The 26,400-nt window shown below is 63.2% G+C and carries 23 protein-coding genes; 6 read left to right on the top strand and 17 right to left on the bottom strand.

Annotation, left to right across the window (positions count from 1 at the left end; translation table 11 throughout):
• Positions 1-37: 37 nt before the first annotated feature.
• Positions 38-850, top strand: a complete 813-nt coding sequence (locus LIX93_RS06705) for an HDOD domain-containing protein (protein WP_226503233.1) — start codon at positions 38-40, stop codon at positions 848-850.
• Positions 851-856: 6 nt separating this feature from the next.
• On the opposite strand, the gene LIX93_RS06700 is transcribed toward LIX93_RS06705, so the two are convergent.
• The 7 genes from LIX93_RS06700 to ung all read right to left on the bottom strand — a co-directional run bounded on the left by LIX93_RS06700 (position 857) and on the right by ung (position 7,941).
• Complete coding sequence (locus LIX93_RS06700) at positions 857-2,236, bottom strand: sensor histidine kinase (protein ID WP_226503232.1); 1,380 nt, start codon at positions 2,234-2,236, stop codon at positions 857-859.
• Positions 2,229-2,900, bottom strand: a complete 672-nt coding sequence (locus LIX93_RS06695) for a response regulator (protein ID WP_226503231.1) — start codon at positions 2,898-2,900, stop codon at positions 2,229-2,231. Before LIX93_RS06695 ends, LIX93_RS06700 begins: the two co-directional genes overlap by 8 nt.
• A gap of 69 nt (positions 2,901-2,969) precedes the next feature.
• Entirely contained in the window at positions 2,970-4,004 is a 1,035-nt protein-coding gene (locus LIX93_RS06690) for an AbrB family transcriptional regulator (protein WP_226503230.1), read from the bottom strand.
• A complete protein-coding gene (locus tag LIX93_RS06685) occupies positions 3,997-5,511 on the bottom strand; it encodes a tripartite tricarboxylate transporter permease (protein WP_226503229.1) in 1,515 nt (504 codons plus the stop codon). Before LIX93_RS06685 ends, LIX93_RS06690 begins: the two co-directional genes overlap by 8 nt.
• A gap of 2 nt (positions 5,512-5,513) precedes the next feature.
• On the bottom strand, positions 5,514-5,975 hold the full coding sequence (locus LIX93_RS06680; protein WP_226503228.1) for a tripartite tricarboxylate transporter TctB family protein: 462 nt from the start codon (positions 5,973-5,975) through the stop codon (positions 5,514-5,516).
• Between the two features lie 70 nt (positions 5,976-6,045).
• A complete protein-coding gene (locus tag LIX93_RS06675) occupies positions 6,046-7,026 on the bottom strand; it encodes a tripartite tricarboxylate transporter substrate binding protein (protein WP_226503227.1) in 981 nt (326 codons plus the stop codon).
• Between the two features lie 219 nt (positions 7,027-7,245).
• A complete protein-coding gene (gene ung / locus LIX93_RS06670) occupies positions 7,246-7,941 on the bottom strand; it encodes a uracil-DNA glycosylase (RefSeq protein ID WP_226503226.1) in 696 nt (231 codons plus the stop codon).
• A gap of 129 nt (positions 7,942-8,070) precedes the next feature.
• Between ung and LIX93_RS06665 the strand changes: the two genes are divergently transcribed.
• Positions 8,071-9,189 (top strand): enoyl-CoA hydratase/isomerase family protein, encoded by a 1,119-nt coding sequence (locus LIX93_RS06665; RefSeq protein ID WP_226503225.1) that lies wholly within the window; start codon positions 8,071-8,073, stop codon positions 9,187-9,189.
• Positions 9,190-9,315: 126 nt separating this feature from the next.
• On the opposite strand, the gene LIX93_RS06660 is transcribed toward LIX93_RS06665, so the two are convergent.
• The 8 genes from LIX93_RS06660 to ppc form a co-directional block, all read right to left on the bottom strand.
• Positions 9,316-9,762 carry a hypothetical protein gene (locus LIX93_RS06660; RefSeq protein ID WP_226503224.1) on the bottom strand — a complete coding sequence of 149 codons (447 nt, stop codon included), beginning with the start codon at positions 9,760-9,762 and terminating at the stop codon, positions 9,316-9,318.
• Positions 9,763-9,943: 181 nt separating this feature from the next.
• Positions 9,944-10,633 (bottom strand): extensin family protein, encoded by a 690-nt coding sequence (locus LIX93_RS06655; RefSeq protein WP_226503223.1) that lies wholly within the window; start codon positions 10,631-10,633, stop codon positions 9,944-9,946.
• Between the two features lie 6 nt (positions 10,634-10,639).
• The gene (locus tag LIX93_RS06650; protein WP_226503222.1) at positions 10,640-11,467 is read right to left on the bottom strand and encodes an isocitrate lyase/phosphoenolpyruvate mutase family protein; all 828 of its coding nucleotides are present in this window, start codon (positions 11,465-11,467) and stop codon (positions 10,640-10,642) included.
• Between the two features lie 32 nt (positions 11,468-11,499).
• Entirely contained in the window at positions 11,500-12,369 is an 870-nt protein-coding gene (locus LIX93_RS06645; protein ID WP_226503221.1) for a DUF72 domain-containing protein, read from the bottom strand.
• Positions 12,366-12,656: a hypothetical protein gene (locus LIX93_RS06640; RefSeq protein ID WP_226503220.1), complete on the bottom strand. Its 291-nt coding sequence runs from the start codon at positions 12,654-12,656 to the stop codon at positions 12,366-12,368. Before LIX93_RS06640 ends, LIX93_RS06645 begins: the two co-directional genes overlap by 4 nt.
• Positions 12,657-12,968: 312 nt before the next feature.
• Entirely contained in the window at positions 12,969-13,643 is a 675-nt protein-coding gene (gene tsaB, locus LIX93_RS06635) for a tRNA (adenosine(37)-N6)-threonylcarbamoyltransferase complex dimerization subunit type 1 TsaB (protein ID WP_226503219.1), read from the bottom strand.
• Between the two features lie 100 nt (positions 13,644-13,743).
• Positions 13,744-14,391, bottom strand: coding sequence for an adenylate kinase (gene adk, locus LIX93_RS06630; protein ID WP_226503218.1), 648 nt, complete (start codon positions 14,389-14,391; stop codon positions 13,744-13,746).
• Positions 14,392-14,672: 281 nt separating this feature from the next.
• On the bottom strand, positions 14,673-17,312 hold the full coding sequence (ppc, locus tag LIX93_RS06625; protein ID WP_226503217.1) for a phosphoenolpyruvate carboxylase: 2,640 nt from the start codon (positions 17,310-17,312) through the stop codon (positions 14,673-14,675).
• Between the two features lie 194 nt (positions 17,313-17,506).
• On the opposite strand from ppc, the gene LIX93_RS06620 reads away from it, so the two are divergent.
• From LIX93_RS06620 to LIX93_RS06605, 4 genes are all read left to right on the top strand, one after another.
• On the top strand, positions 17,507-17,836 hold the full coding sequence (locus LIX93_RS06620) for a pilin assembly protein (protein WP_226503216.1): 330 nt from the start codon (positions 17,507-17,509) through the stop codon (positions 17,834-17,836).
• A 338-nt stretch (positions 17,837-18,174) separates the two neighbouring features.
• Positions 18,175-18,600, top strand: coding sequence for a DUF4398 domain-containing protein (locus LIX93_RS06615; protein ID WP_226503215.1), 426 nt, complete (start codon positions 18,175-18,177; stop codon positions 18,598-18,600).
• A 51-nt stretch (positions 18,601-18,651) separates the two neighbouring features.
• Complete coding sequence (locus LIX93_RS06610; RefSeq protein ID WP_226503214.1) at positions 18,652-19,434, top strand: OmpA family protein; 783 nt, start codon at positions 18,652-18,654, stop codon at positions 19,432-19,434.
• A gap of 161 nt (positions 19,435-19,595) precedes the next feature.
• Complete coding sequence (locus tag LIX93_RS06605) at positions 19,596-24,161, top strand: NEL-type E3 ubiquitin ligase domain-containing protein (RefSeq protein WP_226503213.1); 4,566 nt, start codon at positions 19,596-19,598, stop codon at positions 24,159-24,161.
• Positions 24,162-24,225: 64 nt separating this feature from the next.
• On the opposite strand, the gene LIX93_RS06600 is transcribed toward LIX93_RS06605, so the two are convergent.
• Positions 24,226-25,143 carry an alpha/beta hydrolase gene (locus LIX93_RS06600; protein WP_226503212.1) on the bottom strand — a complete coding sequence of 306 codons (918 nt, stop codon included), beginning with the start codon at positions 25,141-25,143 and terminating at the stop codon, positions 24,226-24,228.
• Positions 25,115-26,392: a flavohemoglobin expression-modulating QEGLA motif protein gene (locus LIX93_RS06595; protein WP_226503211.1), complete on the bottom strand. Its 1,278-nt coding sequence runs from the start codon at positions 26,390-26,392 to the stop codon at positions 25,115-25,117. Before LIX93_RS06595 ends, LIX93_RS06600 begins: the two co-directional genes overlap by 29 nt.
• Between the last annotated feature and the right edge of the window lie 8 nt (positions 26,393-26,400).

Raw genomic sequence — 26,400 nt, 5'->3', positions numbered from 1 at the left:
CAATCGTTCAGCACCGCAAACACTTTCGAGTACCAAGATGAGCAACCTGGCGGAAACCGTTCAAAAGGACCTGCTGGCAGCGATCGACAGGGACGATCTGATGCTGCCGACGCTGCCTGAAGTGGCCTTGCAGATCCGTGAGGCCGCCGAAGACCGCGACATCAATGTCAGCGAACTGAGCAAGGTCATCGGCCGCGATATCGCCCTGTCCGCACGCTTGATCAAGGTAGTCAACAGCCCCCTGTTGCGCGGCAGCAGCGAAGTCACCGCACTGCACACGGCAATCACCCGGCTGGGCGTCAACTACAGCTGCAACCTGGCCATCGGCCTGGTGATGGAGCAGATCTTCAATGCCCGCTCCTCGGTGGTCGAACAGAAGATGCGCGATATCTGGACCACCAGCGTGCAGATCGCCGGCATTGCCTACGAACTCTGCCGCCACAGCGATCACGGCCTGAAACCCGATCAGGCGGCGCTGGCCGGAATGATCCACCAGATCGGCGCGTTGCCGATCCTGATCTATGCCGAAGAGCACAACGAGCTGCTCTCCGATCCGATCTGCCTGAACCACGTCATCGACCGCATCCACCCGCTGATCGGCGAGCGCATTCTCAAGAAATGGGACTTTCCGGCGCCGCTGGCCAATGTCCCCGAATGCTATCTGCAACTGCATCGCGAGCCCGGCCCGGCTGATTACGCCGACGTCATTCAGATCGCCAGCCTGCTCAATCAACCGGCGCGCGAAGGCGCCTCGATCAGCAGCCTGGACAGCTGGCAGCGCCTGGGACTGGGCGATCGCCCGCCCATGAGCCATGACGAGTTGACCAGCGCCCGGCAATTGCTGGCATGACCCCCTTCAGCGCGGCGGGAAACTGACCCTGACCTTGAGCCCGCCAGCCTCGCCATCGTGCAAGCTGATCCGCGCCAGATGCGCCGTGCAGATCTCCCCGACGATGGCCAGCCCCAGGCCGGTGCCGGCGCTGTATTGATTGCGCCGGTAGAAGCGCTCGAATACACGCTCGCGCTCTTGCAGCGGAATGCCCGGCCCGTCGTCTTCCACCTCCAGCACACCCGGTGCATTGACCCGCAGAATCACGTTGGCGCGAGTGTGCGCCAGCGCGTTGTCGACTAGATTGCTGAGCAGCTCGTTGAGCAGCGTCGGCTCGCCCAGCAGCCACACCGGCTCGTCCGCTTCCAGCGCCAGCGACACCCCGCGGGCATGAGCCAGTGGCGCCATGGCCATGCCCAGCTCCCGCGCCAGCGCAGTCAGGTCCAGGCGCTGAGCGCCGCCCTCGGCGATGGCCCGCGCGCCGTTCTCGACGCGCGCCAGCGACAGTAACTGGTTGGCCAGATGAGTCAGGCGATCGGTGCTCTGCCCCGCCGCATTCAAGGTATCGCGCCACACCTGCGGTTCAGGTGCGCGCAAACCCAGTTCGAGCCGCGCCTTGAGTGCGGCCAGTGGCGTGCGCAGTTCATGGGCGGCATCGGCGATGAACTGCGCCTGGCGCTCGAACTGGCGGCGCAGGCGCTCGGTAAAGTGATTGAGGGCCTGCACCAGCGGCAGCAGTTCGCGCTGCACCTCGACCTCGGGCAGCGGACGCAGGTCGTCGGGGGCGCGGTCCTCGACGGCGCCGCGCAAGCGCTCCAGCGGGCGTAACGCGGCACTCACCGTGAACCACACCAGCACCAGCGCGCCCAGGCCCAACATGCCCAGGCGCAGCAGGGTGTCGGCCATCAGGCTGCGGGCCATGGCCTCACGGGCTTCGTCCGTCTCGGCGACGCGCACTTCGGCCATGCCGTTCATGCCCGGCTCGACCACCGCCTTGAGCAAGCTCACCACCCGCACGTTCTGGCCCTGATAGCGCGCGTTGTAGAAGCTGGCCAGTGCTGGATAGTCGTCAGTACGCAAGGTACCCGGCGGCGGCCCGGGCAAGTGCTCGTAGCCAGAGATGAGCTTTTTGTCGATATCGATGACCTGGTAATAGATATGCCCGGCGCTGTCATAGGCGAAGGGATCGAGGGCCAGATACGGCACGTCAGCGCTGAGCAGGCCATCGCGTTCCGACAGCCCGGCGGCGATGGTCCGGGCAGACGCCAGCAAGGTGCGGTCGTAGGCGATGTCTGCGGCTTCGCGGCCGTTCCAGTAGGCGCTCAGGCCGCTGGCCAGCATCAACACCGTCAACAAGGTGCCCAGGTTCCATAACAGCCGCCCGCGCAGGCTGCCGGGTTCACGCATCGCGTTGCTCCAGCAGGTAGCCAAGGCCGCGGAAGGTGACGATGGCCACCGGGTGCCCGTCGAGTTTCTTGCGCAAGCGATGGACGTATATTTCGATGGCATCGCTGCTGGCTTCTTCATCCAGACCAAACACCTGGGCGGCCAGTTGCTCCTTGCTCATCACCCGTCCGGGACGAGCGATCAAGGCCTCCAGCACGGCCTGCTCGCGGGAGGTCAAGGTGAGCATCTCATCGCCCAGGGTGAAGCGCCGGGTGTCGAGGTCGTAGACCAGCGCCCCGCAGCGTTGCTGGCGCTCACCGCCCAGCACGCTGCGGCGCAACAGTGCCTTGACCCGGGCTTCGAGCTCGGTGAGTTCGAAGGGCTTGGCCAGGTAGTCATCGGCGCCCAGGTTGAGGCCATGCACGCGATCCTTGACGTCGCTGCGCGCGGTCAGCATCAGCACCGGGGTATTACGGCCACGCCCGCGCAGGCGCGCCAGCACTTCGAAACCGTCCAGGCGCGGCAGGCCGACGTCCAGCACCACGGCGGCATATTCTTCACTGGCCAGCGCCAGGTCGGCCGCCACGCCATCGTGCAGCACATCGACGGTCAGGCCGGTGCTTTTCAGTGCCTGAGCGACGCTGTCGGCAAGTTGCGGGTGGTCTTCTACAAGCAGGACGCGCATGGGTGGGCTCCGCGAAATCAACAGTGTAACGATATCCCCGTGGGCGCGGGCTTGCGCGTACCCACAGGCTCAAACCGTGACTTTACCGACCCAATAGCGAAACAACGGCTCGGCCAGAAATAACACGAACAGCAACCGCATCACTTGCATCGCCGTCACCAAGGGCACCGACAACTGCAAGGTTTCGGCCGTCAGGCTCATCTCGGCAATCCCGCCCGGCATCATGCCCAGAGTCAGGGAGCGCAGGTCCAGATGAGTAAACACGCTCAGGCACCAGGCGCAGGCCCCGGCGATCAGCATGGTCAAAGCCGTGCCCAACAGCGTGCGCCCCAGAAACGACGGCGCGCGGCGGAAAAACGAGCGGTTGAAGTGACACCCCAACCCGCTGCCGATCAACCACTGCCCCAACTGACTGGCGCCATTGGGCAGGCCGAGGTGCAAATCGAAGCTGACGCTCATCAATGCGCTCAACAGCAGCGGCCCGAACAACCAAGGGTTGGGCTGCTGCAACCGCTGCCATCCCCACCCCAGCAGTGCGCCCAGCGGAAAGATCAACGCCAGCCAGCGCCAATCCACCGCCGCTGGTTGCGATAACGGCACACCCTCGCCCAGCAAGTACTTGAACAGCGCCGGCACGCAGAGCACCACCACCAGCACTCGCAAGCTCTGCCCCGCCGCCACCTGACTGAGATCGGCGCCGTTACGCGCGCCGAGGTTGACCATCTCTCCGGAGCCGCCCGGCATGCTCGAGAAAAACGCCGTTGCGCGCTCCTCGCCGGTGCGCCTCAGCAACCACACGCCCACCACCGAGGACACACTGGTGAGCAACGCGCCAAAAAAGATCAGCCCGAAATGGCTCGCCACCTGCTCCAGCACATGGGGGGTGAAATGCAGACCGATGCCCACGCCGATCACCCACTGGCCGAACTTGCGGCCATGGGGGATCTCGCGCAACTGCCAGGGCGTCAGGCACCGCACGAGGATGATCGCCAGCAACGAGCCGATCATCCACGGCAGTGGCCAACCGATCAGACTGGCGACGAAACCGCCCGCCAAGCCTGCCAGCGGCGTACTCCACCACGGTAAACCACGGACTTCAGACATCCGCCACCGCACGGCGCTCCACGCTGCGTTTGCGCCAGATGCGCAACAACGGCATCAGCAGCATGAAAGCGGTCAGCACCCAGACCCCGAAGGTGATCGGGCTCGACCACAGAATATCCAGCGCACCATTGGAGATCGACAGCGCCCGGCGCAGGTTCTGCTCCATCAGGCCACCGAGGATGAACCCCAGCAGCAACGGCGACAGCGGGAAGTCCAGCTTGCGCAGCAAATAGCCGAAGATGCCGATGCCCACCATCAGGAACAGGTCGAAGGTGGTGGCATGCACCGCATACACACCGATGCCGGTGATGATGGCGATGACAGGCACCAGCGCCCAGTTCGGCACGGCGAGGATGCGGGTAAAGATACGAATCATCGGGATATTGAGGATGACCAGCATGATATTGGCGATGAACAACGAGGCGATCAGGCCCCAGACGATATCCGGCTGCTGCTGAAACAGCAGCGGCCCCGGGGTGATGTTATACAACGACAGCGCGCCGATCATCACCGCCGTGGTCCCGGAACCCGGCACCCCGAGGGTCAGCATCGGCACCAGCGCGCCACAGGCCGACGCACCGATGGCGGTTTCCGGCGCCGCCAGGCCGCGCTTGTCGCCCTGGCCGAAGTGCCCGCCCGTACCGGCAATGCGCTTCTCGGTCATGTAGGCCACCGCACTGGCCAGGGTCGCACCGGCGCCCGGCAGCACGCCCATGATGAACCCCAGCAGGCCGCAACGGATATTCACAGTGAACACCGAGGCAGCCTCCTTGAAGTTGAACATCATGCGCCCAGTGGCCTTGATCGCTTCCTGGCCGCGGTGGGTCTTTTCCAGCAGCAGGAAGATCTCGCTGACCGAGAACAGCCCGAGCACCAGCACTACGAACTGGATACCGTCGGCCAGGTGCACGTTGTCACCGGTAAAGCGGTACACGCCGCTGTTGGCATCGATGCCGACGCTGGACAAAAACAACCCGATCAACGCGGCGATAAAGGTCTTCAGCGGTCGGTTGCCGGCCATGCCGCCCAGGCAGACGATGGCGAACACCATCAGCACGAAGTACTCCGCCGGGCCGAAGGCGATCGCCCACTTGGCCAGCAACGGCGCGAACAGCACCATGCCGCAGGTGGCGATAAAGGCGCCGATGAACGAGCTCCAGGCCGACAACGATAGCGCCACACCGGCCAGGCCTTGGCGGGCCATCGGGTAGCCGTCAAGGGTGGTCATGACAGTCGAAGCTTCGCCGGGGATATTCAGCAGGATCGAGCTGATCCGCCCGCCGTATTCGCAGCCCAGGTAGACCGCGGCCAGCAGGATGAGCGCCGACTCCGGCGGCAGGCCGAGGGCGAAGGCGATCGGAATCAGCAGCGCCACGCCATTGATCGGCCCCAGGCCCGGCAGCAAGCCGACCACGGTGCCGATCAAAGTGCCGCACAGCGCCGTCACCAGGTTGTAAGGGGTGAGGGCAACGCCGAAGCCTTGCCCCAGATATCCAAGCGTATCCATGGTCAGATCTCCAGAAAATCAAGCAGGCCCAAGGGCAGCGGCACATCCATCACCCGATCGAACAGCCAGTACAAGGCAACGCTCATGAGCGTGATGATCACCACGCTGGGCAACCAGCGGCCGCCGTACAAGCGGGCCATGGGAATGCCGATGAGTATCGAGCTGAGAACGAACCCCAGCGGTTCGAAGAGCCCGGCGAAGACCAGCAGCAGCACCGTGCAAAGGGCGATCTTGCTCAGCGTCGGACGATCCAGCTGCGGTTCGTCTTCGCTGTGGACGATGGCCGTGGGGCGCACCAGCATGTACAGGAACGACACCCCGAGCAGCGCCAGCATGAGCAGCGGGTAGGCGCGAGGGCCGACCGGTTCGTAGGAAAAGGCAGCCTGATAGGGCCAGGCCATCACGGCCAGGACCAGGCACACCAGCAGCATCGCCAGAGCGAACAGGCGTTGAAAAACGAGCATGGGCAATCCTCCGCAGCGCCGACCTGCGGCGCAAGGAAAGGGTCCGAGCGCCGGAGCGCTCAGCGGCGAGTCATTGAATCAGGCCGAATTCCTTGGCCAGCACCTTGTAGTCGGCCACCTGTTTTTTCACGTAGGTGTCCAGCTCCGGGCCGGTCATGGCGAAGGGGAAGAGCTCGCGCTGATCGCGCAATTTGGCGAAGTCTTCGGACGCCAGCAGTTTGTCGAAGGCCTCTTTCCACCAGGCGTATTGCTCGTCGGTGACTTTCGGGCCCACATAGAAACCACGTACCACCGGCCAGACGATGTCGTAGCCTTGCTCCTTGGCGGTGGGGATGTCTTTCATCTCCGGCTCGTCAAGGCGCTTGTCGGAGAACACCGCGAGCAGGCGCATATCGCCGCTCTGGATGTGCGGCATGGAGTCGGAAATATCGGTACTGCCGACCTGGATGTGACCGCCGAGCAAAGCCGTGGCAATCTCGCCGCCGCCTTCGAGCGCGACGTAGCGCAGGTCGCGCGGGTTGATGCCGGCGGCCTTGGCGATCAGGGCGGTCTGCATCCAGTCCTGGCTGCCGACGGTACCACCGGAGCCGATCACGACCTTGCTGGGGTCGGCCTTGAGGGCTTTGACCAGGTCATCGAGGGTCTTGTAGGGCGAATCGCTCTTGACCGCGATGGCGCCATAGCTGGTGCCGACCGCCGCCAGCCAGCGCACGGCGTTTTCATCGAAACGACCGAACTTGCCTTGGGCCAGGTTGAGCAGCGAGCCACTGGACCAGGCGATCAAGGTGCCAGCATCGGCCGGGCGCTGGGCGACGACCGCGTTGTAGGCTACCGCGCCGACGCCGCCTGGCATGTAGGTGACGCGCATGGGGCTGCTGAGGATTTTCTCGTTGACCAGGGCGCTCTGAACCAGCTTGCAGGTCAGGTCGAAACCGCCGCCAGGGGAAGCCGGAGCGATGCATTCAGGGCGTTTGGGTTCGGCGGCGAACAGCGAGCTGGACAACATCACACAGCCAGCGGCCAGGGCGAGCGGGCGCAGGGATAGCTTCATGGGAGTTCCTTATTGTTCTTGTTATCGAGTCGCATCATGACGAATCGTATTCGGGCCGGTTGGTACCTGCCGTGAAGCGATGCTAGTTCGTTAACCTTTCAGCAACCTTTCAGCGTGCGCCAACAGGCCCGGCGCCTTCGCGAGCAAGCGTTGCGCCCACAGAGGCGTGAACCCCGGTGGGAGCAAGGCTTGCCCGCAAAGGGGCCCGTGAGATCGCCCTTAAACCGTCGGCAAGCGCCAGTCGATCGGCGCCAGCCCGTGCTGCTCGAGAAACTTGTTGGTGCGGCTGAAATGACCATTGCCGATAAACCCGCGATAGGCCGACAGCGGTGAAGGATGCACCGACTTGAGCACCAGGTGCTTGGTACCATCGATCAGCTTGGCCTTGCCCTGGGCATGGGCGCCCCACAGCAGGAATACCGAATTGGGCTGGTGTTCGCTGACCACCTCGATGATCCGGTCGGTAAAATGCTGCCAGCCGCGATTGGCATGGGACGCTGCATTGGCGCGCTCCACCGTAAGCGTGGTGTTGAGCAACAGCACGCCCTGCTCGGCCCAATGCTGCAGGCAGCCGTGGCCGGGGATGTCGATATTGAGGTCGCGCTTGAGCTCTTTATAGATATTGAGCAACGACGGCGGCGTAGGGATGCCCGGCTGCACCGAAAAGCACAGGCCATGGGCCTGGCCTGGGCCGTGATACGGATCCTGGCCCAGGATCACCACCTTGACCTGATCCAGCGGAGTCAGGTTCAGGGCGTTGAAGATCATCGGCCCCGGCGGAAAGATCTCCTTGCCCGCGGCATGCTCTTCACGCAAGAAATCACGCAGTTGGGCCATGTAGGGCTGATCGAACTCGGCGCGCAGCGCGTGCTTCCAGCTGGGCTCGAGTTTGATGCGGTCATCATTGGTTGTCATGGGCTCACCCGAAAAAACTGTGGGCGGACACTAGGAAAGACCATCACACTTGTCAATCGATCTGAGCGATAGTCGGCAGGGTGCACCATAAGAGCCATAATCAGGTGCTGCCCTACAAGAGAGGTCACGATGAATTTGCACTTCGAAGAATTGACGGGAGTAGACGGCGCCCGCATCGGCGTCGGCACCCTGGACGCGGAAAAATCCCTGAATGCCTTGTCGCTGCCGATGATCCAGGCCCTGAGTGCACGCCTCAAGGACTGGGCCGACGATGCCAATATTGCCTGCGTGGTGCTGCGCGGCAACGGCGCCAAGGCCTTTTGTGCCGGTGGCGAGGTGCGCAGCCTGGTCGAGGCCTGCCGCTCGCATCCCGGTGAAGTCCCGCCACTGGCGGCGCAGTTCTTTACCGCCGAATACGCGCTGGACTATCAACTGCACACTTTCCCCAAGCCGCTGCTGTGCTGGGGCCATGGCTACGTGCTCGGCGGTGGGATGGGGTTGCTGCAAGGCAGTAACGTGCGCATCGTGACCCCGAGCAGTCGCCTGGCAATGCCGGAGGTAACCATCGGCTTGTACCCGGACGTCGGCGCCACATGGTTCCTGTCGCAACTGCCGGGCAAGCTGGGGTTGTTCCTGGCCATGACCGGCGCCCACATCAATGCCCGTGACGCGCTTGATCTGGGGCTGGCCGATCGCTTCCTGGGCGAGGAACAACTCGACGCGCTGATCGACGGCCTGTTGCAGCTCAACTGGCAGGAACAGTCCGCGATCCAGCTCAACAGCTTGCTCAAGGCGTTGCAGGCGGAGGCCGTCGCGAGCCTCCCCGCCGGGCAATGGCTGGCGCGGCGCGAGCGCATCGACGAGTCGCTTGATGTAGTCGACCCGGTCGGGGCCTGGCGCGCAGTCAGCCAGCTGCGCGATGACCGCGACCCGTTGATCGCCCGCGCGGCCAAGACCATGGCTGAAGGCTGCCCGCTGACGGTGCACCTGATCTGGCAGCAATTCGAGCGTGGGCGTTTGATGTCGTTGGCGCAGGTGCTGCGCATGGAATACACCATGAGCCTGAACTGCTGCCGCCATCCGGAGTTCAGCGAGGGGGTGCGGGCGCAGTTGATCGACAAGGATAAAAACCCACGCTGGCACTGGCCGGACGTGGCGGCCATTCCTCAGGCGGTGGTGGATGCGCATTTCAGCAAGGTCTGGGAAGGCCGCCATCCGCTGGCGGACCTGGCCGAAATCGGTTCGTAGCGAAAGTTGTGCATGCCTGGCGGGCCCCTTCGAGAGCAAGCCCTGCTCCCACGAATGGACGACTCACCACTGTGGGAGCAAGGCTTGCCTGCGAAGAGGCCAGCAGCGACAACGCTGAATCAGGAGCTAACGCCGACCCGGTCCATTACCACCTCGATCGTGGCCGCCACCACCCCGATGGTCACCACCATGGCCACCGCCGTTGCCGGGCGGTGGCGGGCGATGATCACCACCGCCTGGGCCACCCGGACGTGGCCCACCACCCCAACCGGGTCCCGGACCGTGCCCACCGCCGCCCCAGCCTGGGCCTGGCCCTCTCCCGCCGCCGCCCCAGCCTGGCGCAGGTGGTGGACGGTAATGGGGAGGCGGCGCGTAGTAGCGCGGCTGCGGCACCACGTAGTAGCGCGGCGCGGGACGGGAGTAGTAATACCCGGTGGAATATTCGGGACCGTAGTAAGCGCGGTCGGAACTGTAGACTTCTGTTTGCTGGTAGTAGCTGCCTCCGTCATAGGGTACGCACGCACTGGTCAACACACTCAGGGCTACAATCAAAAGGATTCGTCGATACGTCATGGCGGCCTCCTGGACCGCTGAATAGCACGAACCAGCGACGCTGGTCGGCAACGATCGCCTGGCGGTGATCGTCATAACATCAGACACAATAAAGGGTGCCGAGTGCGGTTCAGGCAATGGTTTGATACAAACATTACACAATCCTGACACTTCCCACTCAGCAGCACAAACCCTTGAAAAATCAGCGACAAATGGACCAACTGCCCATGTCCAGATGCAAGTGATTACGGTGCGCCGCGTTGTACTCCGGGCCCAGCACCGTATTGAAGCTACGACAGGCGCCGCGGCTGATCTGACGCAGGAACAATGCCTTGTCCCCTCCCCCAGCCCAATCAGCCAGCACGCTGATGCGCCGACCGTCCGCCAGGCGAAAACCGGCAACATCCAAAGCGTTGGCGCTCGCATGCTGACTCAAGCGACCACTGCTGCGGTTGTAGACATTGCGGCAGGCAAAGCTGCCAAGGTGGTCGATCTGCGCGACGGGCTGACCGAACATCTGCTGCGCCGCCGGTTGCAACTGATGACGCTCGAACAGCGCCAATGCCACGGCCAGTGGGCAACTGGCGACGAAACTGCTGCTCAGCGCCACGTCGCCGCCCTGCACGCGGATCACGTTTTGCAAAGGACACTTGGCGGTCGCCGCAGAATCGGCCTGGCGGCTATAGCGCAGGCCTGAGGTGGCCAGCGCTTGATTGCACAGAGCCCGATCGTTCTGCAGCCTCGACAGTTTGTAGGAGGTGAGCCAGTTCGGCGTGTCTCGAACATCCAGCGGCGCCCACGGATCCCATGCTGACGGAACCTGAACCCACCCGCGCCAATACGCCAGGGCCGCACCTGCGATCAGCACTACCAACAGCAGTAATACCTTCACGGCGACTCAGCGATTGAACAGGCCATTGAGCTGATCGAACGGCATCGCCTGCTCGGCATAACCGAAGGTGCCCTCGCGAATTTCCAACGCGGCGTTATACAAGGCGCCGTAGGCACAGCGCGCCAGGGAAGAACCGACGCTGATGCGTTTGACGCCCATTTCGGCCAGTTGCGCCACGCTGAAATCGACACCGCCCAGGCCCATCAGAATATTGATCGGCTTGGGCGCCAGTGCCTGAACCACGGCCACGATCTGCTCGCGGGTGCGCAAGCCTGGCGCGTAAAGCACATCGGCCCCGGCGTCGGCATAGGCCTGCAACCGGCGAATGGTGTCGTCCAGATCCACGCGCCCGTGCAGAAAATTCTCTGCCCTTGCGGTCAGCGTGAACGCATACGGCAACTGCCGCGCTGCCGCCACGGCCGCTGCGATGCGCTCGACGGCGACGCCTATGGAGTAGATCGGGTCCTGGGCGCGCCCAGTGGCATCCTCGATGGAACCACCTACCAGGCCCACACCCGCCGCATCGGTGATGATCTGGGCGCAGCTTTCGGGATCGTCGCTAAAGCCGTTCTCGAGGTCGGCCGCGACCGGCAACGCGGTGGCATCGACGATCGACAGGGCATTGAGCAGCGTGTCTTCACGGGACAACCGCCCTTCGCCATCCGGCCGCCCCTTGGAATAGGCAAGACCGGCGCTAGTGGTGGCCAAGGCTTCGAAACCCAGGCTGGCGAGCAACTTGGCAGACCCGGCATCCCAGGGATTGGGAATCACAAAGGCGCCCTCGCGCGCATGCAGCGCTTTGAAAGCTTCTGCCCTCAAGGTTCGAACGTCCATGGTGGTGACTCCAGCGGCGGGAAACAGCGAATTCAGAGTAGCCCCAACTGCTCGACCGGCGGCGCTCTGTCTATTACAGATAAGGCCGGCAAGCCCGGCAAACGTTCCATCAGGCGCGCGTGAAAACGCTGGGCCAATGCCGGCGCCAGCACATTGTCCGAGGTGTGCAGGAAGATATACGGCGCCCGTCCCTCTTCGATCCAGGCGGCTATCTTTTCCACCCACGGCGTCAAGAATTGCTCGTTGGCCTCTAATTGCGGATGGCCGATAAAGCGCACCTGTGGATGCTGACTGAATGCAGCAGGTCGCGGCGGTACCCGGGGCTTTTTCGATTGCGCGTGCAACACGGCGGGGTCGCGGGATTCACAGCTGAACAGCGCCCGCGGATCGAGGCAAATGCGCTCGACACCTCGGTCGGCGAGCAGGTGATTGAGCAAACGCTCTTCATCACCCTTGGCAAAGAATGCGCGATGGCGAACCTCTACAGCAACGGCACCCTGCAACTCGTCGAGGAACATCGCCAAGGCACCGAGCTGATCGGGGCCGAAGGTCGCAGGAAGCTGCAACCACAAGGGGGCGACCCTTTCACCCAAGGGCTTGAGCAACTGCTTGAAGGTCTCGGCATTGGCAATCTGTTCGCGCAAGTCGCCCCCGTGGCTGATATCCCGGGGAAACTTGGCGGTAAAACGGAAATGCGCCGGCATGCACTGCGCCCACCGGGCCACGGTAGACTCGGCAGGGCGCGCGTAAAAAGTGGTATTGCCTTCGACAGCATTGAATACCTGCGCATAGAGACTGAGGTAGTCACTCGCCTTGGCATCCTGTGGGTACAGGTATTCGCGCCAGGCGTTTTCGCTCCAGGACGGGCAACCGATAAAGTAGGGAAGCGGCGGCAGGCTCAAATGTGAACGTCGAGCCCCAGGACTTCCATGTCCCACTCGACGAAGCTCGAGGTGGTCAGGTAGCTGGTCAAGGCGTGAGCCACGCGAGTACTCATGGAACGCGGGAAAATCATGTCCTGCTGGCGCGCTGGCAGGGTGTTGCTCGAGCTGCGCGCGCGGGGGGCTTCCTGAGCGATGAACTCTGCCTCGCCTTCGATCCCGTCGTCGTTATCGTCGACGCGCGCGATCGCCTTGCGAGGCTTGCGCTTCACAGGGTACGAACGAGAGGAAAGACCATCTATGCGCATAGGTCGGACTCAGTGCAGATTCTTGACTACAATGATGGCAATTTAACGGCACGGCAACAGCGGTGCAATCACCTAGGTGATAACTAGACCACAGTTATCGCAAAAGGTTTGCCAGAAGTCACATTGGCCCGATGAAATACATGATTCAAGCGTGGATGCCAGGATCGTGATAGCACTTTTTGCGATAAAGCGACTGGCGCCTTCGCGGGCAAGCCCTGCTCCCACAGGCGCATGACTCAAGGTCGGTTAACACGGTGGGAGCAAGGCTTGCTCGCGAAGAGGCAGGACAGTCCAGCGCAAATCCTGCTGGAGTCAACGCGCCTTTGGCGTCGCCACCTTGTCACGCAGATATACCGGCTGCGCCAGATCGGCCGGCACTGCCTCGCCGCGCGCCCAGGCGAAACGCGCCAAGGTCAGCAAGTCCTGAGCATGGGGCAAGGCGCCGGCATCGAATGCATCGGGCTTGACTGCCAGCCGCTCGGCATAGCCCCACCCGGTGCCCGCACCGAACCAATGGCCACTGGCGGCATCGGGCAACGCCACCTGCTCAGGGGCGAGCACCGCCTCTTCGCCCTGCAGGCGCATTTCACCTTCGACTGCCGCGTAGCAACCCCAGTACACCTCGTCCATGCGGGCATCGATGGCAGCTGCCACTTGCGCTGCGCCTTGTACCCGAAGGGCACCTTGGGCCAGCACCGCCAGATTGGACACCGGCAATACTGGGCGATCGAGCCCGAATGCCAGGCCCTGCACCACGCCGATGGCGATACGCACCCCGGTGAAAGCCCCAGGGCCACGACCAAAGGCGATCGCATCGATGGCCGACAGCGGCGCGCCGATGTCGGCCATGATCTGCTTGATCATCGGTAGCAGCTTCTGGGCATGCAGACGCGGGATCACTTCGTAATGGCTCAGCACCTTGCCATCATGCAACACGGCAACGGAACAGGCTTCGGTGGCGGTATCCAGGGCCAACAAGGTGGTCATCGGCAATCTCTATGCTATACAAGCGGGCGGGCGAAAAAAGGAGCGGCATTATAAACGCGAAACGGCCCGCAAGCGGGCCGTTATCGATACATCCCTGCAATCAGCTCAGCGCGGCCAGCACCTTGGCGGTGATGTCGTCGACCGAGCCCACGCCTTCGATGTGGGTGAACTTGGGCTTGCCCTTGTCGGCAGACAGTTCCTGATAGAACTTGATCAGCGGCTCGGTCTGCGAATGGTAGACCGACAGACGATGGCGCACGGTGTCTTCGGTGTCGTCCTTGCGCTGGACCAGTTCGTCGCCAGTGGCGTCGTCCTTGCCTTCGACCTTCGGCGGGTTGTAGACCACGTGGTAGACCCGACCCGAAGCCTCGTGCACGCGACGGCCAGCGATACGCTGAACGATGGCTTCGTCATCGACGGCGATCTCGACCACGTGATCGAGGGTCACGCCAGCGTTCACCAAGGCGTCGGCCTGAGGAATGGTGCGCGGGAAACCGTCGAACAGGAAGCCATTGGCGCAGTCAGCCTGAGCGATGCGCTCCTGGACCAGAGCGATGATCAAATCGTCGGACACCAGGCCGCCGCTGTCCATCACGCTTTTGGCCTTGATGCCCAGCTCGGTGCCGGCTTTGACGGCTGCGCGCAGCATGTCCCCGGTGGAGATCTGGGGAATACCGAATTTCTCGGTGATGAACTTTGCCTGAGTACCTTTGCCGGCCCCGGGAGCTCCCAGCAGAATCACGCGCATTGATATGCTCCTCAAAATTTTTATATGAAAACCGTCAAACTTGCCCCCAACAACGCTAACTGCCTGAGGGTTATCCAAAAATCGGTCATGGCCACAAAAAGGGCCAAAAGGCTGATCAAGATACACAGCGGGCACAGCCCACACAAGCCACCGAAAGTCGCAGGCACCCGCCCCCGGCAAAAGGTGCAACCCGGGGGTGCACCGGTCCGTGAATCCGGTGCTGCAGGCGGGGTACGCGATGCCAGCAACCGATGCACGCACATGCGGCATCAGCCCCGCCTTCATCCCGTATTGCGCAAGCCGGCAGCGATACCTGCCACGGTGACCAGCAGCGCCTGTTCCAGCGGGCTGTCGAGGGACGCCTCACGCTCCCGTGAACGGGCCAGCAACTCGGCCTGCAACTGGTGCAGCGGGTCCAGGTAGGTGTTGCGCAAGCTGATGAACTCAAGGGTTTCGGGGCTGTGGGCGAGCAGCTCGACCTGCCCGGTCAGGCCCAGCACCACCGCGCAGCACTGCGACAATAGGTCGCGCAGCTGCACACCCAGCGGCAGCAGCTCGGCGCTCACCAGTCGCTCGTCATAGAGCCTGGCGATGTCCATGTCGGCCTTGGCCAGGACCATCTCGAGCATGTCGATGCGCGTGCGGAAGAACGGCCAGTGCTCGCGCATCTGCGCTAAACGCTCGCCCTCGCCCCGCGCCAGAGCGTTTTCGAGCGCCGCCTCCCAGCCCAGCCAGGCCGGCAGCATCAGGCGCGTCTGGGTCCAGCCGAAAATCCACGGAATGGCCCGCAGGCTTTCGATCCCGCCCTGGCGGCGCTTGGCCGGGCGGCTGCCCAGCGGCAGACGGCCCAGCTCCTGCTCAGGAGTCGACTGGCGGAAGTACTCGACGAATTGCGGGTTTTCGCGCACCACCGCGCGGTAGGCCTTGACCCCATCGGCGGCCATCTGGTCCATCACCGTGCGCCAAGCAGGCTCCGGCATCGGCGGCGGCAACAGGGTCGCTTCCAGGACCGCCGCCAGGTAGAGATTGAGGTTTTGCTCGGCGATGGCCGGCAGACCGAATTTGAAACGAATCATTTCCCCTTGCTCGGTAGTACGGAAACGTCCGGCCACCGAGCCCGGCGGTTGCGACAAAATGGCCGCGTGCGCCGGGCCGCCACCGCGCCCGACCGTGCCGCCGCGGCCGTGAAACAGCAGCAACTCGACCTGTTGCTCCTGGCAGATCTGCACGAGTGTTTCCTGCGCTCGATACTGCGCCCAGGCCGCCGCCGTGGTGCCGGCATCCTTGGCCGAATCGGAATAGCCGATCATCACTTCCTGCGGGCCATGCAAGCGGCTGCGGTAGCCTGGCAACAGCAATAACTGCTCGATCACCGGGCCGGCGTTGTCCAGGTCCGCGAGGGTTTCGAACAGTGGTACCACGCGCATGGGGCGCAACAGGCCGGCCTCCTTGAGCAAGAGCTGCACCGCCAGTACGTCGGAAGCCGCGCCGGCCATGGAGATCACGTAAGAGCCCAGCGACGCCGCTGGCGCTGCAGCGACTTCTCGGCACGTCGCGAGGACTTCAGCGGTGTCTGCACTGGCCTTGAAATGCCCCGGCAACAACGGGCGCCGACTGGCCAGTTCGCGCAGCAAAAAGGCGATGCGGGCGTCTTCGTCCCAATCGGCGTAACGGCCTAGCCCCAGGTAATCGGTGATTTCACTCATGGCCCCGGTGTGCCGCGAGGAATCCTGGCGCACGTCGAGGCGCACCAGAAACAGCCCGAAGGTTACGGCGCGACGCAGGCAATCGAGCAGCGGGCCATCGGCGATCACGCCCATGCCGCATTCATGCAACGACTGGAAACACAATTGCAGCGGCTCGAGCAGATCACGATTGTTGTCCAGCACCTCAGCGCCCGCCGGCTGGGTCTGCACCAGCGAGGCATGAGCCCAGTTGCGCGTCGCCCGCAAGCGCTCGCGCAGCTGCTTGAGCACCGCCCGGTAGGGCTCGGCGGTGTCGCCTGCTACCGCGCGCAACGCCGGGCTGGCCTGTTGCATCGACAGCTCGGCGGCCAGTTGATCGACATCGCGCAAAAACAGGTCGGCGGCCATCCAGCGCGCCAGCAGCAACACTTCACGCGTCACGGCGGCCGTCACATTGGGGTTGCCGTCACGGTCGCCGCCCATCCACGAGGCGAAGCGCACCGGCGCCGCCTCCAGCGGCAGACGCAGACCCGTGGCGGCATGCAAATCATGATCGGCCTTGCGCAGGTAGTTGGGGATGGCGTGCCAGAGCGAATGCTCGATCACCGCAAAGCCCCACTTGGCCTCGTCCACGGGCGTGGGCCGGGTACGGCGAATTTCTTCGGTATGCCAGGCCTCGGCGATCAGGCGTTGCAGGCGTTGCTTGATGTGCTCGCGTTCGGCCGGGATCAGGTCGCGGTGGTCCTGGGCCGCCAGTTGCGCGGCGATGGCGTCGTATTTCTGGATCAGCGTGCGGCGCGCCACCTCGGTCGGGTGCGCGGTGAGCACCAGCTCGATCTGCAGCTTGCCCAATTGCCGGGCGAGGGATTCGGCACTGTGCCCACTGGCCTTGAGGCGTTCGAGCAGCTCCGGCAGTACCCGTGATTCAAACGGCGCGGGCTGGTCCGCGTCGCGACGGTGAATCAGTTGATACTGTTCGGCGATATTGGCCAGATTGAGAAACTGGTTGAACGCACGCGCCACCGGTAGCAGTTCGTCTTCGCCAAGATCCTTGAGGCTGGAACTCAGCTGCTCGGCACCATCGTCTCCGGTGGCCCGCCGATCAGCCTTGGCGCCATGGCGTATGCGCTCGATCTTCTGCAGGAATTCATCGCCGTACTGTTCGCGTACGGTATTGCCCAGCAGTTCGCCGAGCAGGTGAACGTCCTCGCGCAAGCGGGCATCGATATCGGTCATCCGTACTCTCCGTGTCTTGGCATTGTTGTCGGGGGTTACAGGCGTTGATTCAGTGGTAAAGAACAGGTCAGGCGTTACGCCGAAGGTGAACAATCAGCCCGCGCGCCGCTCTAAACCCTAGAGTGCCCATCGTCATGCATTCTTACAAGAGTGCATCGAACCGGATGGGGAACCCGCCGCCTGATGAGGTCCACATGAAGATTCGCGAGCTCGCGCAACACTGGGAAGAAAGTGCCAAAGGCCGCCTGACCGACACCGGCTACAACATCCATCTAGACGTCGAGTCGGCCGCCCGCCTGGCGGCGCTGACCGAGATGTACCCCAAGCATCATCCTGAAGAACTGCTCGGCGAATTGATCGGCGCCGCCTTGGAGGAGCTCGAAGCCAGCTTCCCTTACGTCAAGGGCACCAAGGTGATCGCCACTGACGAGGAAGGCGACCCGCTGTACGAAGACGTCGGCGCTACCCCGCGATTCCTGGCGCTGTCACGTCAGCGCTTGCAGGATCTCACCGCCCCGGATTGAAAAATGCTGCAATCCTGCGGGAAAAAGAGCTCCGCTTGTGAAGCGGCAATCAGTGCCAACAGGGGTCCAGCCTGCTTGCGCAGGTGCAGGCTGTGCCGCCCCCATCGCTGCCGGATGCGCAAGCTTTGCTCCCGCAGGAATCCATGGGCCGCCCGTTGATCTGCGTCAGCCGTTCAGCACCAGAATTACTTCCGATCGGAATTTTTTCTGAACTATTCAAAAATCCCTTGAGTCCCAAAGTTTAGCCATTGCAGAAAAAGGCACCTTGGCATGACGCCCACAACAGGCGCAGCAGGTTCGCCGCTGTCATGGATATTCGTTGTTTTGGGAGTTTTCCTATGGAGTTGAAAATCATGAAGACCCGTCCTGCCGTCACTGCTTTTCCTCAACTGCGCGGGCTCAAGCTGGCTGCCCTGGCGCTGGGTTCGAGCTTGATCCTGGCCGGTTGCGCCGGTAACCCGCCCACCGAGCAATACGCGCTGGCACAATCAGCGGTCAACAGCGCAGTCAGCGCTGGCGGCACTGAATACGCCGCGGTAGAAACCAAGTCCGCCCAGGACAAGTTCAAGCAGGCCGAACTGGCCATGCACGATGAAAACTACGAACAGGCCAAGGTTTACGCCGAACAGGCCGAATGGGATGCCCGCGTCGCCGAGCGCAAGGCTCAGGCCGTGAAAGCTCAGAAAGCCGTTCAGGATGCCAATCAGGGCGTACAGGACATCCGCAAGGAAGGTCAGTACAACCTCCAGCAGCCCGCTCAGTAAGCGCTGCACTGATTCGACATCGCATCGAGAATTGATAAAAGGACTACCGCTATGCGCAAGCAATTGATGATCCCTGCCCTGCTGGCCCTGAGCGTCGGCCTGGCCGCCTGCTCCACGCAACCCAACGCCGAGCTGGAGCAAGCCCGCACCAACTTCTCCGGGCTGCAAAGCAACCCCAAATCCAGCACGTTGGCCGCCCTGGAAACCAAGGACGCCTCGGAGTGGCTGGACAAGGCTGACCAGGCCTTCCGCAACAAGGATGACGAGAAAAAGGTCACGCAGATCTCTTACCTCGCCAACCAGCGCGTAGAAGTGGCGAAAGAAACCATCGCCCTGCGCTCGGCTGAAGAAGAGCTGAAAAACTCTGCCGCCAAGCGTGCTCAGGCGCAACTGGACAACCGCGATGCGCAGATCAAGAAGCTGCAGCAAAGCCTGAATGCCAAGCAGACTGACCGCGGCACCCTGGTGACCTTCGGTGATGTGCTGTTCGACCTGAACAAAGCCGATCTGAAATCAAGCGGTCTGGTCAACGTCAACCAACTTGCCCAGTTCCTGCAAGAAAATCCCGATCGCAAAGTGATTGTCGAGGGTTACACCGACAGCACCGGCTCCGCCGCCTACAACCAAAGTCTGTCCGAGCGTCGTGCCGGTTCCGTGCGCCTGGCGCTGGTGAAGATGGGCGTCGACCCATCTCGCGTAGTGTCGCAGGGCTATGGCAAGGAGTACCCGGTAGCGGACAACAACAGCGCTTCGGGCCGTGCCATGAACCGTCGTGTGGAAGTGACCATTTCCAACGACAACCAGCCAGTTGCGCCACGCTCTTCGATGAAGTGACAGCGCATCGTTGAATGCTGAAAAAATCCCGCCGCCCAGGCGGGATTTTTTATGCACGCTCGTTAGCACCGCCACCGGATGGCCGGGCGGCAGGCATGTACCGCCCCATGAGGCTCGTTCACAGGATCAATAGCGCCTCCGATCCCAGTGGAATGAGCATCATGACCGACAGCAACGCCACATCGTCCACCCGCCAATACGACACGCTGGTGTCGCCTCTCGAATCCGCCGACGAGCCCGCCTGGCTGCGCGACGCCGCCCCTCAGGAGCGTCGCCAGTTGCTTGAAAACCAGCGCAGTGGCCGCCTGGCAAGGCGTGAAGCCACCCAGGCCTTCGTCGCGCTGCATAGCCTCTATCACCATCACCGCACCATCCTGACCCACAGCGACGCGGCAGACATCACCCCGCGGACGCTGCTGGCCCTTTACCAACAACAGCCGTTGAACATCGACTACATCGACAACCTGACCCGCGCGCTGGACAGCTCGACGCTGCGCAGCGCCAAGGAACATGCCTACCTGGCCACCCTGCGCGAGGAATTCACGCGAGCGACGCTTCGAGGCACGCTGGGCAAAGAGGGCCGGACCCTGCTGGAGTGGATCATCGGCGCATACCATACCGACTCGCCAGAATTCGCCGACCAAGGCCCTTACCTCGGTACAGGCGTAGCGGTGTGCGCGGCGTTGCAATTGCACACCGACATCGTGCTGGCCGACATCATCCTGCTAGGCCCGGATGACGATGACGCGCCGTGTGTCGCCTTCGTGCCCGGCCATCCACAGCACCCGCTCAAACAGTACCCGACCCGCAAGCACTTCTTCACCAGCCTGCGCCGGGACCTGCTCGACAGCGGGTTCCAGCAGTATTTCAGCCGCTTCATTGCGCTGGCGCACCAGCAACAGGTATTGGCCAGTTGGGCCGGGCGTCAGGCTGTGCTTGATCTGCCGATGGCGGCCCAGCCACTGGAACAGACGCTGCGCAGCTACGCTCACAGCCAAATGGCGGCGCGGCTGCTCGCCGATGCCCGGTACCTGATCCCCCTCGACGCACCGTCGGCCAAGGCGCTGCAAGCGTTGCGCCCCAGCTATGCCACGCTTTTGCAGGAACATCTGCTGCTGGGCGCCGGGGTCGGTATCGGCCCTGGCGAAGAGGATGAAGGGCGCGCGCCCTCTGACTGGCTCGCGCCTTTCAGGGCAGTCAAGTTGCAGGACGCGAGCGGTTACCGGCGCTGGCTGCCAGACCTCAGCGACTACCGCCTGAGCAGCGCCGACAGCCCAACCGGCGAACCGGACGCGCAAGGCATCTATACCGCGGGCGAGCACAAGGCAATCGCGATCAACCAAGCGTTCTACCGCATCGAAAAGACCGCCAAAGGCACCTGGCGATTGGTGCACCCCAGTGCTGGCGGGGTTCATCTGCCGGCGCTGCGGCACAATGGTGCGGGCGCCTGGCATCATCACCTCGAACAGCCGCAATACTGGGACCGCCTGGCCTTGCTGCGCCGCCTGGGGCCAGTCAGCGCGGGCTTGGCCGATGAACGCCTGCTGGAGCTGGGGCGGGTGAGCGGCGTCAGCAACGCCGAATTGCGCCAGGTCTATCAACTGGACAAGCCAGTGCCAGCGCTGCTCCTGCATGTGTTGCAACGTGCTCGTATTCAAGACAAGGTCAGCCAGATCATGGCCTTGATCGCCAAGGGCATGCCCGTGCCCGAAGGTGACCAAGTGTCCCAGTTGGACGCGTTCTATGAGGCAGTGGCGATCCGCAACGGCCAACAGCCTCGCCCCCATTCAAGACGCGTGACTCGCAGCGGCGACTCCACCCCCACGCCTCTGCCGTGCGATGACAGTTGCATACCTCCCTCTCTGGACCTCTACCTGCAATGGTTCGCGCGGCTGAGCCGGGCGATCGTCACCCATCGTTACGAGTTGGCCCAGCTGGACACCGATCATGCCGTGCAAGAGCTTCAGCAACGCTACCCACTCATGCCCCTGAGCGCCGCCCGACGCATGCTGCATTCCAGTCAGGGCAGCGTGCGCGCGCTGTTGACCTCGGAATCCGCGCGCCTGCCGCTGGACTTCACCGAAAACGCTCGAGCGCTGGAGCATGACGCAAGACTGACCCGTGCCCTGGAAGGGTTCACCGTGCCTTGGTCGATCAACGAGGACACCTTCGTGCTGGCGGTGCGCCTGCTGGAACACTGTGATGGCTGGCAACCCGGTACCGCCTTGTTGTTGCGTAGCGGCGATCGCTTCGGCACCCCGCTGGCCGAGCTTGGTGAAACCGATGTCGAGACCACCTCGGTGTACCTGGACGACGAGGAAGGCTGGAGCACCAGCACCGCGACGCAAGTGATGCTGGCCCAGGACATGACAGAGTACGGTTTCTACCGTGCCCTGCTCTTCGCACTTTCCGAGCGCCAGCGAGCGCTGCTCGGTGTTGGCCTCAACGAGCCCGAGCGTCTGCACCAACGCCTGCGGGAGATGGCGCTGGCACGGCCGACACGGGCGCGACTGCTGCTGGGCCTGCCTGTACGGCGCAGTTGGTTGACGCCCCCCACGATCGATGCAGTGCAACGCAGCCCCGCCAACGCCGAGGATGATCTGTTCCAGCGTGAACCCTCCCACCTTCGACTGGCGCGCCTGGTCACTCACCAGCGTCTGGTGATCCCGATCATGAGCGCCGATCGCTACATCAATCGCCTGCTCACCCAGAATCAACCCATCGCTGCCCGCATCGCGCAACTGGAACAGGAACGCCATCAACTCGACCACGCGCTCGATGCCTGGCTCGCTCAAAGCAGTGACGAGACGATTCGCTCCCATCGCGCCGAGATGACACACCAACTGGCATACGCCTGGGAGGCGCATATCGTCGGGCATGAGCACAGTCTGCATTTCGATAATGTCGACATCGGCCTGCCGTCCCTACCTGTGCCACTGACTTCAGTGGTTTCATTGCTGGTCATGAACATCACGCAGCTGCACAACCTGCCGACGATGCTGCAGCAACTGCCCAACCTGCGACGCCTGGAACTCATCAACCTGCCGCTGACCGAACTGCCCGACGCCTTGCTGAGCCTGCGCCAACTGCGCGCGCTCAATCTTTCGCGCACCGCGCTGTCCCCCGCAAGCCTGGCGCGGCTCGGCACCCTGGGCAACCTGCAAACGCTGATCCTCAACGATATGCGCGTGCGCCCCTTCAACTGGAGCGCCAGAGACATGACCCGAGTCACGGCCAGCGGTTCGCTGCAGACCCTGACCATACAGAGCTCGCAGACCAGCTTCGGCCCCGAGGTGTTCGCCGTACTCGGTCGGCTGACCAACCTGATGACGCTGAACCTGGGTGAAAACAATATCGTCCTCAGCGACGCAGACGTGACAGACCTGGGCACGTTGCAGCAACTGCGCAGCCTCGACCTGTCCATCAACCCGCTGTCGCGAATGCCCAACCTGTCGAACCTGCAACATCTGGAAGAGGTCGATCTCTCGCATTTGGAAGGGACCATCAATCAGTGGCCCGAGGGGCTCGAGAACCTGCCGCGGGTGGTCAGCGCCGATCTGCGGCGCGTCCCCATCACCCAAGTGCCCGAAGGTGCCGGGCGCACCCGTGGCTTGCACATGTCCACTGCCCACTTGTCCGTGGTTCAGCGCGGGCGCTTCGACGCGGAGATGCTTGAGGCGGGCAACTACGTCTACGATGACGATGAGGATTCCGGCTCCCAAGGTTCCTCGGAAGACGAAGGACCACAGGTACGCGACCAGAACGCCCTGCGCGACGCCCCACGTTTGTTCGAGGGGATGTCCAGCGACGACCGTGCCCAGGCGATGCAGCTGCTGATACCCGGCGAGTCGTCGATCGCCGAATTTTTCTCCCTGCTGTTGCGTGTCGATGTGTCCGCACCGGCGCGGCGACCCGAGGCGAACATGCGCGCACGGATCCAGGCACTGGTGCGCGGGGCTTTTACTGCCGACTTGCGCCAGGCCCTGCATGAACAGGCCCGCCAGGCGATCAGCTGCGTCGACCGCGATGCGGTGGTGTTCTCGCAGATGGAGAACCTGCTGCACGCCGACCAGGCCTTGGCCAAGGCCGACGATGCGGCGGCCGGCGGCGAATTGATCGCACTGGCGACCAGCCATTGGCGCGTGCACCGGCTCAAGGAGCATGTCACCGCCAACATCACCACCTGGCGCCTGGCGGGACACTCGATCGACTACAGCGAGATCGAACTGTATTTCCGCATCGCCCTGGCAACACGCCTGGGCCTGCGTGACCAGCCGACCTCTCAGGTTTTCACCAGCTACACCAGTTGGGTCACTCAGGACATGCTCGACACGGCGTACTCGGCCGTGCTGGCGCCGCAAGCCGAGCTGCTGCCTGATTACCTCAATGAACAACCTTACTGGCAGCGCTTTCTCGACTCGGCCCACGCGGACCGTATCGGAGCCATCAATCAGTGGCGAGATCGCCTCGGCGAGTATCTGGACGCGGCGAGTGGCGACGACGAGTTGCCGCCGCAGTTGAGCGAGATGGAACGCGAGCACTTGCGCCAGGTGTTGATCGGCAGTGGCCAGCTCGGCCGGCTCGATCCGTTGCCGCAGGTGCTGAGCCTAAACAGCAATCAGTACCGCGCCGCCTATGAGGCCTTGGCCAGGCGGGTCGCCCAGGCCAGACTGGACCTGACCCACGCCTTGCTGGAGCCACAACCCGGGCCATCCTCGCGTCACTGATGAGGCGTGGCACCCAGCCGCCTGTCCCTGACAGGCGGCTTCCCTTCCCCATCAGCGGCCGCGCTCAACGGCCGCTGGCGTCACCATCATCAGGAATCTGCGCCAAGCGTCGCAAGCCGCTGAAGCGATGCGGATCGTCCAGGAAACTCAACATCACGGTACGCCAGGTCGGGTCGGCAAAAGTCTGCACGTGGGGACCGCGGGTCAGCTGCAGCACCCGCGGCGGCGGGGCGATCTGGTACAGAGCGATACCGTTGCGCACGGGGATGATGGTGTCGTCGATACTATGGAAGTACAGCTGGGGCACGCCCTTCAAACGCGTGATCGAGCGAATTGCACTGTCGCCATCGGGCACCAGCCACGACAACGGCACCTGCAACGGCCAGGTCAGCCACGACTCACTCAGCGCGTACTGGCCGATATCTCGGTAACTGGCCGGCACCCCGTCGAACACCAGCGCCTTGAAAGTCCGCAAACGCTCAGGATGCTCACTCAGGTAGTGAATCGCCATGGCGCCACCGAGGCTCTGGCCCAGCAGAATGCGCGGTGCGCCCTGCGCCTCGGGTGCCTGGTCGAGCCAGTCCAGCGCGGCATCGATATCCTCGTACACGTCCGGCAGTTTTGGCCTGCCGGTTGAAAGGCCATAGCCGCGGTAGTCGATCATCAACACCTGATAGCCCTGTTCGGGCAACCACCAACTGCCGCCCAACTGCGTGGCCATATTGCCGCCGTTGCCGTGAAGGAACAGCACCGTACCCTTGACCGCTACCCCGGCCTTGGCCGGCAGCCACCAGGCGTTGAGGTGCGTACCGTCCTTGGCCAGCAGCGTCAGGTCGCGGTATTGCAGGTGTGCCTTGTCAGGGGTGAACGGCTGACCGCGCTCGGGATAGAACAGCAGTTGACTGCAGCCCGCCAGGCCTAGCAGCGCCAGGAGCACGGCCAGCCGTGCGACCTCAGAGAATGTTCGAGTAGTCCGCTTCAATACGATCCAGGCTCAGGTGATTGAGGAAGTTGGAGAAGCACATCCAGGCCGACAGCGCGTTCATGTCACGAAACTGATCGGGCAGGTACTTGGGCGGCACGACCAGGCCTTCGTCGACCAACTGGCGCAGGGTGCGCATGTCCTCCAGAGTGGTCTTGCCGCAGAACAGCAGCGGCACCTGCTCCAGCTTGCCCTTGCGCACGGCCAGCTGGATGTAGTTGTAGACCATGATGAAACCCTTGAGGTACGACAGGTCCTTGGTAAACGGCAGACCGGTCGGCGTCGAGCCGCGGAACACGCGGCTGGCGTTGCCGTAGCTCTCGGCCATCTCGAAACCCTGCTCGCGGAAGAACTCGAACACCTGGAGAAAATCCGCGCCCTCCTCGACCATATGGATCGCTCGCGTGCGGTTGGTGAGCTTGCGCAGCCGCGAGGGATAGGACGCGAAAGTGATGATTTCCATCAGGATGGCCAGGCCTTCCTGAGTGACCGTCGACGAGGGCGGGCCCTTGGACAGGAATGTGCAGATTGGCTGGTTCTGGCCGTTGAGCGTGGTGCCGACATGCACCAGGCCCTCGTGCACTTCGAGCGCGCGCACGTCGCGCTCGTTGAACATGGCGTCGCTGCGCACCTTGATGTAGTCGGCGCCAGCCGCGGCATCGGCGACGATACCATCGGACTCGAACACGCGGATGGTGCTTTCGGCCTCGCCAAAAACGCGGTTGAGGCGAGTTTGCAACAGCGCCACGGCGTCCTTGGCGGTCAAGGTCTTGGCTTCATCCTTGAGGTCGCCGCGCCCGGCAATATTGTTGAGGTAATCGGAGAGCATCAGGCCAAGGTCGGCCAGGGTCGGATCGCCGGCATGAAAGGCATCCGAGGCTGCGCCGTAAAGCTCCTGGGAGATCAGGCCGAAGTCTTCGGTGCCGCGCGCCTCGAGCATGCGCACCACCATCCGGTATTCCTTGCACATGCGCCGCATGATTTGCCCGACCGGGCTGAACTGCCCAAGGCGCCGGGTGATGTCGCGCTCGATGTTCTGGAATTCCAGTTTGACCGCACTGGAGTCGAACGCCAGCGGGCGATTCTGATACCAGGCGCGGTCGACTTCCGGTAGTGCCTTGCCCTTGGCCTTGAGGAATGCCTGCTTGATGCTGTCGTCCCACTTGACGGCGTCGAGCACCCGAATGGGCGTCTGCGCGGCGACGATGCGATCGGACAGCGTGCGTATGGTCTGCTGGTACTCGTCCAAAACCCCTT

It is taken from the genome of Pseudomonas sp. MWU16-30317 (assembly GCF_020515695.1).
In the GTDB taxonomy this organism is placed as follows: domain Bacteria; phylum Pseudomonadota; class Gammaproteobacteria; order Pseudomonadales; family Pseudomonadaceae; genus Aquipseudomonas.
This window is presented reverse-complemented; position numbering and strand designations above follow the sequence as displayed.

What these genes read in the sequence shown, in the direction of transcription:
- ppc (WP_226503217.1), bottom strand. Translation starts at nt 17,312, where the DNA reads ATGACCGATATCGATGCCCGCTTGCGCGAGGACGTTCACCTGCTCGGC.
- LIX93_RS06620 (WP_226503216.1), top strand. Translation starts at nt 17,507, where the DNA reads ATGAAGATTCGCGAGCTCGCGCAACACTGGGAAGAAAGTGCCAAAGGC.
- LIX93_RS06605 (WP_226503213.1), top strand. Translation starts at nt 19,596, where the DNA reads ATGACCGACAGCAACGCCACATCGTCCACCCGCCAATACGACACGCTG.
- LIX93_RS06610 (WP_226503214.1), top strand. Translation starts at nt 18,652, where the DNA reads ATGCGCAAGCAATTGATGATCCCTGCCCTGCTGGCCCTGAGCGTCGGC.
- LIX93_RS06650 (WP_226503222.1), bottom strand. Translation starts at nt 11,467, where the DNA reads ATGGACGTTCGAACCTTGAGGGCAGAAGCTTTCAAAGCGCTGCATGCG.
- LIX93_RS06705 (WP_226503233.1), top strand. Translation starts at nt 38, where the DNA reads ATGAGCAACCTGGCGGAAACCGTTCAAAAGGACCTGCTGGCAGCGATC.
- LIX93_RS06665 (WP_226503225.1), top strand. Translation starts at nt 8,071, where the DNA reads ATGAATTTGCACTTCGAAGAATTGACGGGAGTAGACGGCGCCCGCATC.
- tsaB (WP_226503219.1), bottom strand. Translation starts at nt 13,643, where the DNA reads ATGACCACCTTGTTGGCCCTGGATACCGCCACCGAAGCCTGTTCCGTT.
- LIX93_RS06675 (WP_226503227.1), bottom strand. Translation starts at nt 7,026, where the DNA reads ATGAAGCTATCCCTGCGCCCGCTCGCCCTGGCCGCTGGCTGTGTGATG.
- adk (WP_226503218.1), bottom strand. Translation starts at nt 14,391, where the DNA reads ATGCGCGTGATTCTGCTGGGAGCTCCCGGGGCCGGCAAAGGTACTCAG.
- ung (WP_226503226.1), bottom strand. Translation starts at nt 7,941, where the DNA reads ATGACAACCAATGATGACCGCATCAAACTCGAGCCCAGCTGGAAGCAC.
- LIX93_RS06640 (WP_226503220.1), bottom strand. Translation starts at nt 12,656, where the DNA reads ATGCGCATAGATGGTCTTTCCTCTCGTTCGTACCCTGTGAAGCGCAAG.
- LIX93_RS06685 (WP_226503229.1), bottom strand. Translation starts at nt 5,511, where the DNA reads ATGGATACGCTTGGATATCTGGGGCAAGGCTTCGGCGTTGCCCTCACC.
- LIX93_RS06700 (WP_226503232.1), bottom strand. Translation starts at nt 2,236, where the DNA reads ATGCGTGAACCCGGCAGCCTGCGCGGGCGGCTGTTATGGAACCTGGGC.
- LIX93_RS06695 (WP_226503231.1), bottom strand. Translation starts at nt 2,900, where the DNA reads ATGCGCGTCCTGCTTGTAGAAGACCACCCGCAACTTGCCGACAGCGTC.
- LIX93_RS06660 (WP_226503224.1), bottom strand. Translation starts at nt 9,762, where the DNA reads ATGACGTATCGACGAATCCTTTTGATTGTAGCCCTGAGTGTGTTGACC.
- LIX93_RS06615 (WP_226503215.1), top strand. Translation starts at nt 18,175, where the DNA reads ATGGAGTTGAAAATCATGAAGACCCGTCCTGCCGTCACTGCTTTTCCT.
- LIX93_RS06690 (WP_226503230.1), bottom strand. Translation starts at nt 4,004, where the DNA reads ATGTCTGAAGTCCGTGGTTTACCGTGGTGGAGTACGCCGCTGGCAGGC.
- LIX93_RS06680 (WP_226503228.1), bottom strand. Translation starts at nt 5,975, where the DNA reads ATGCTCGTTTTTCAACGCCTGTTCGCTCTGGCGATGCTGCTGGTGTGC.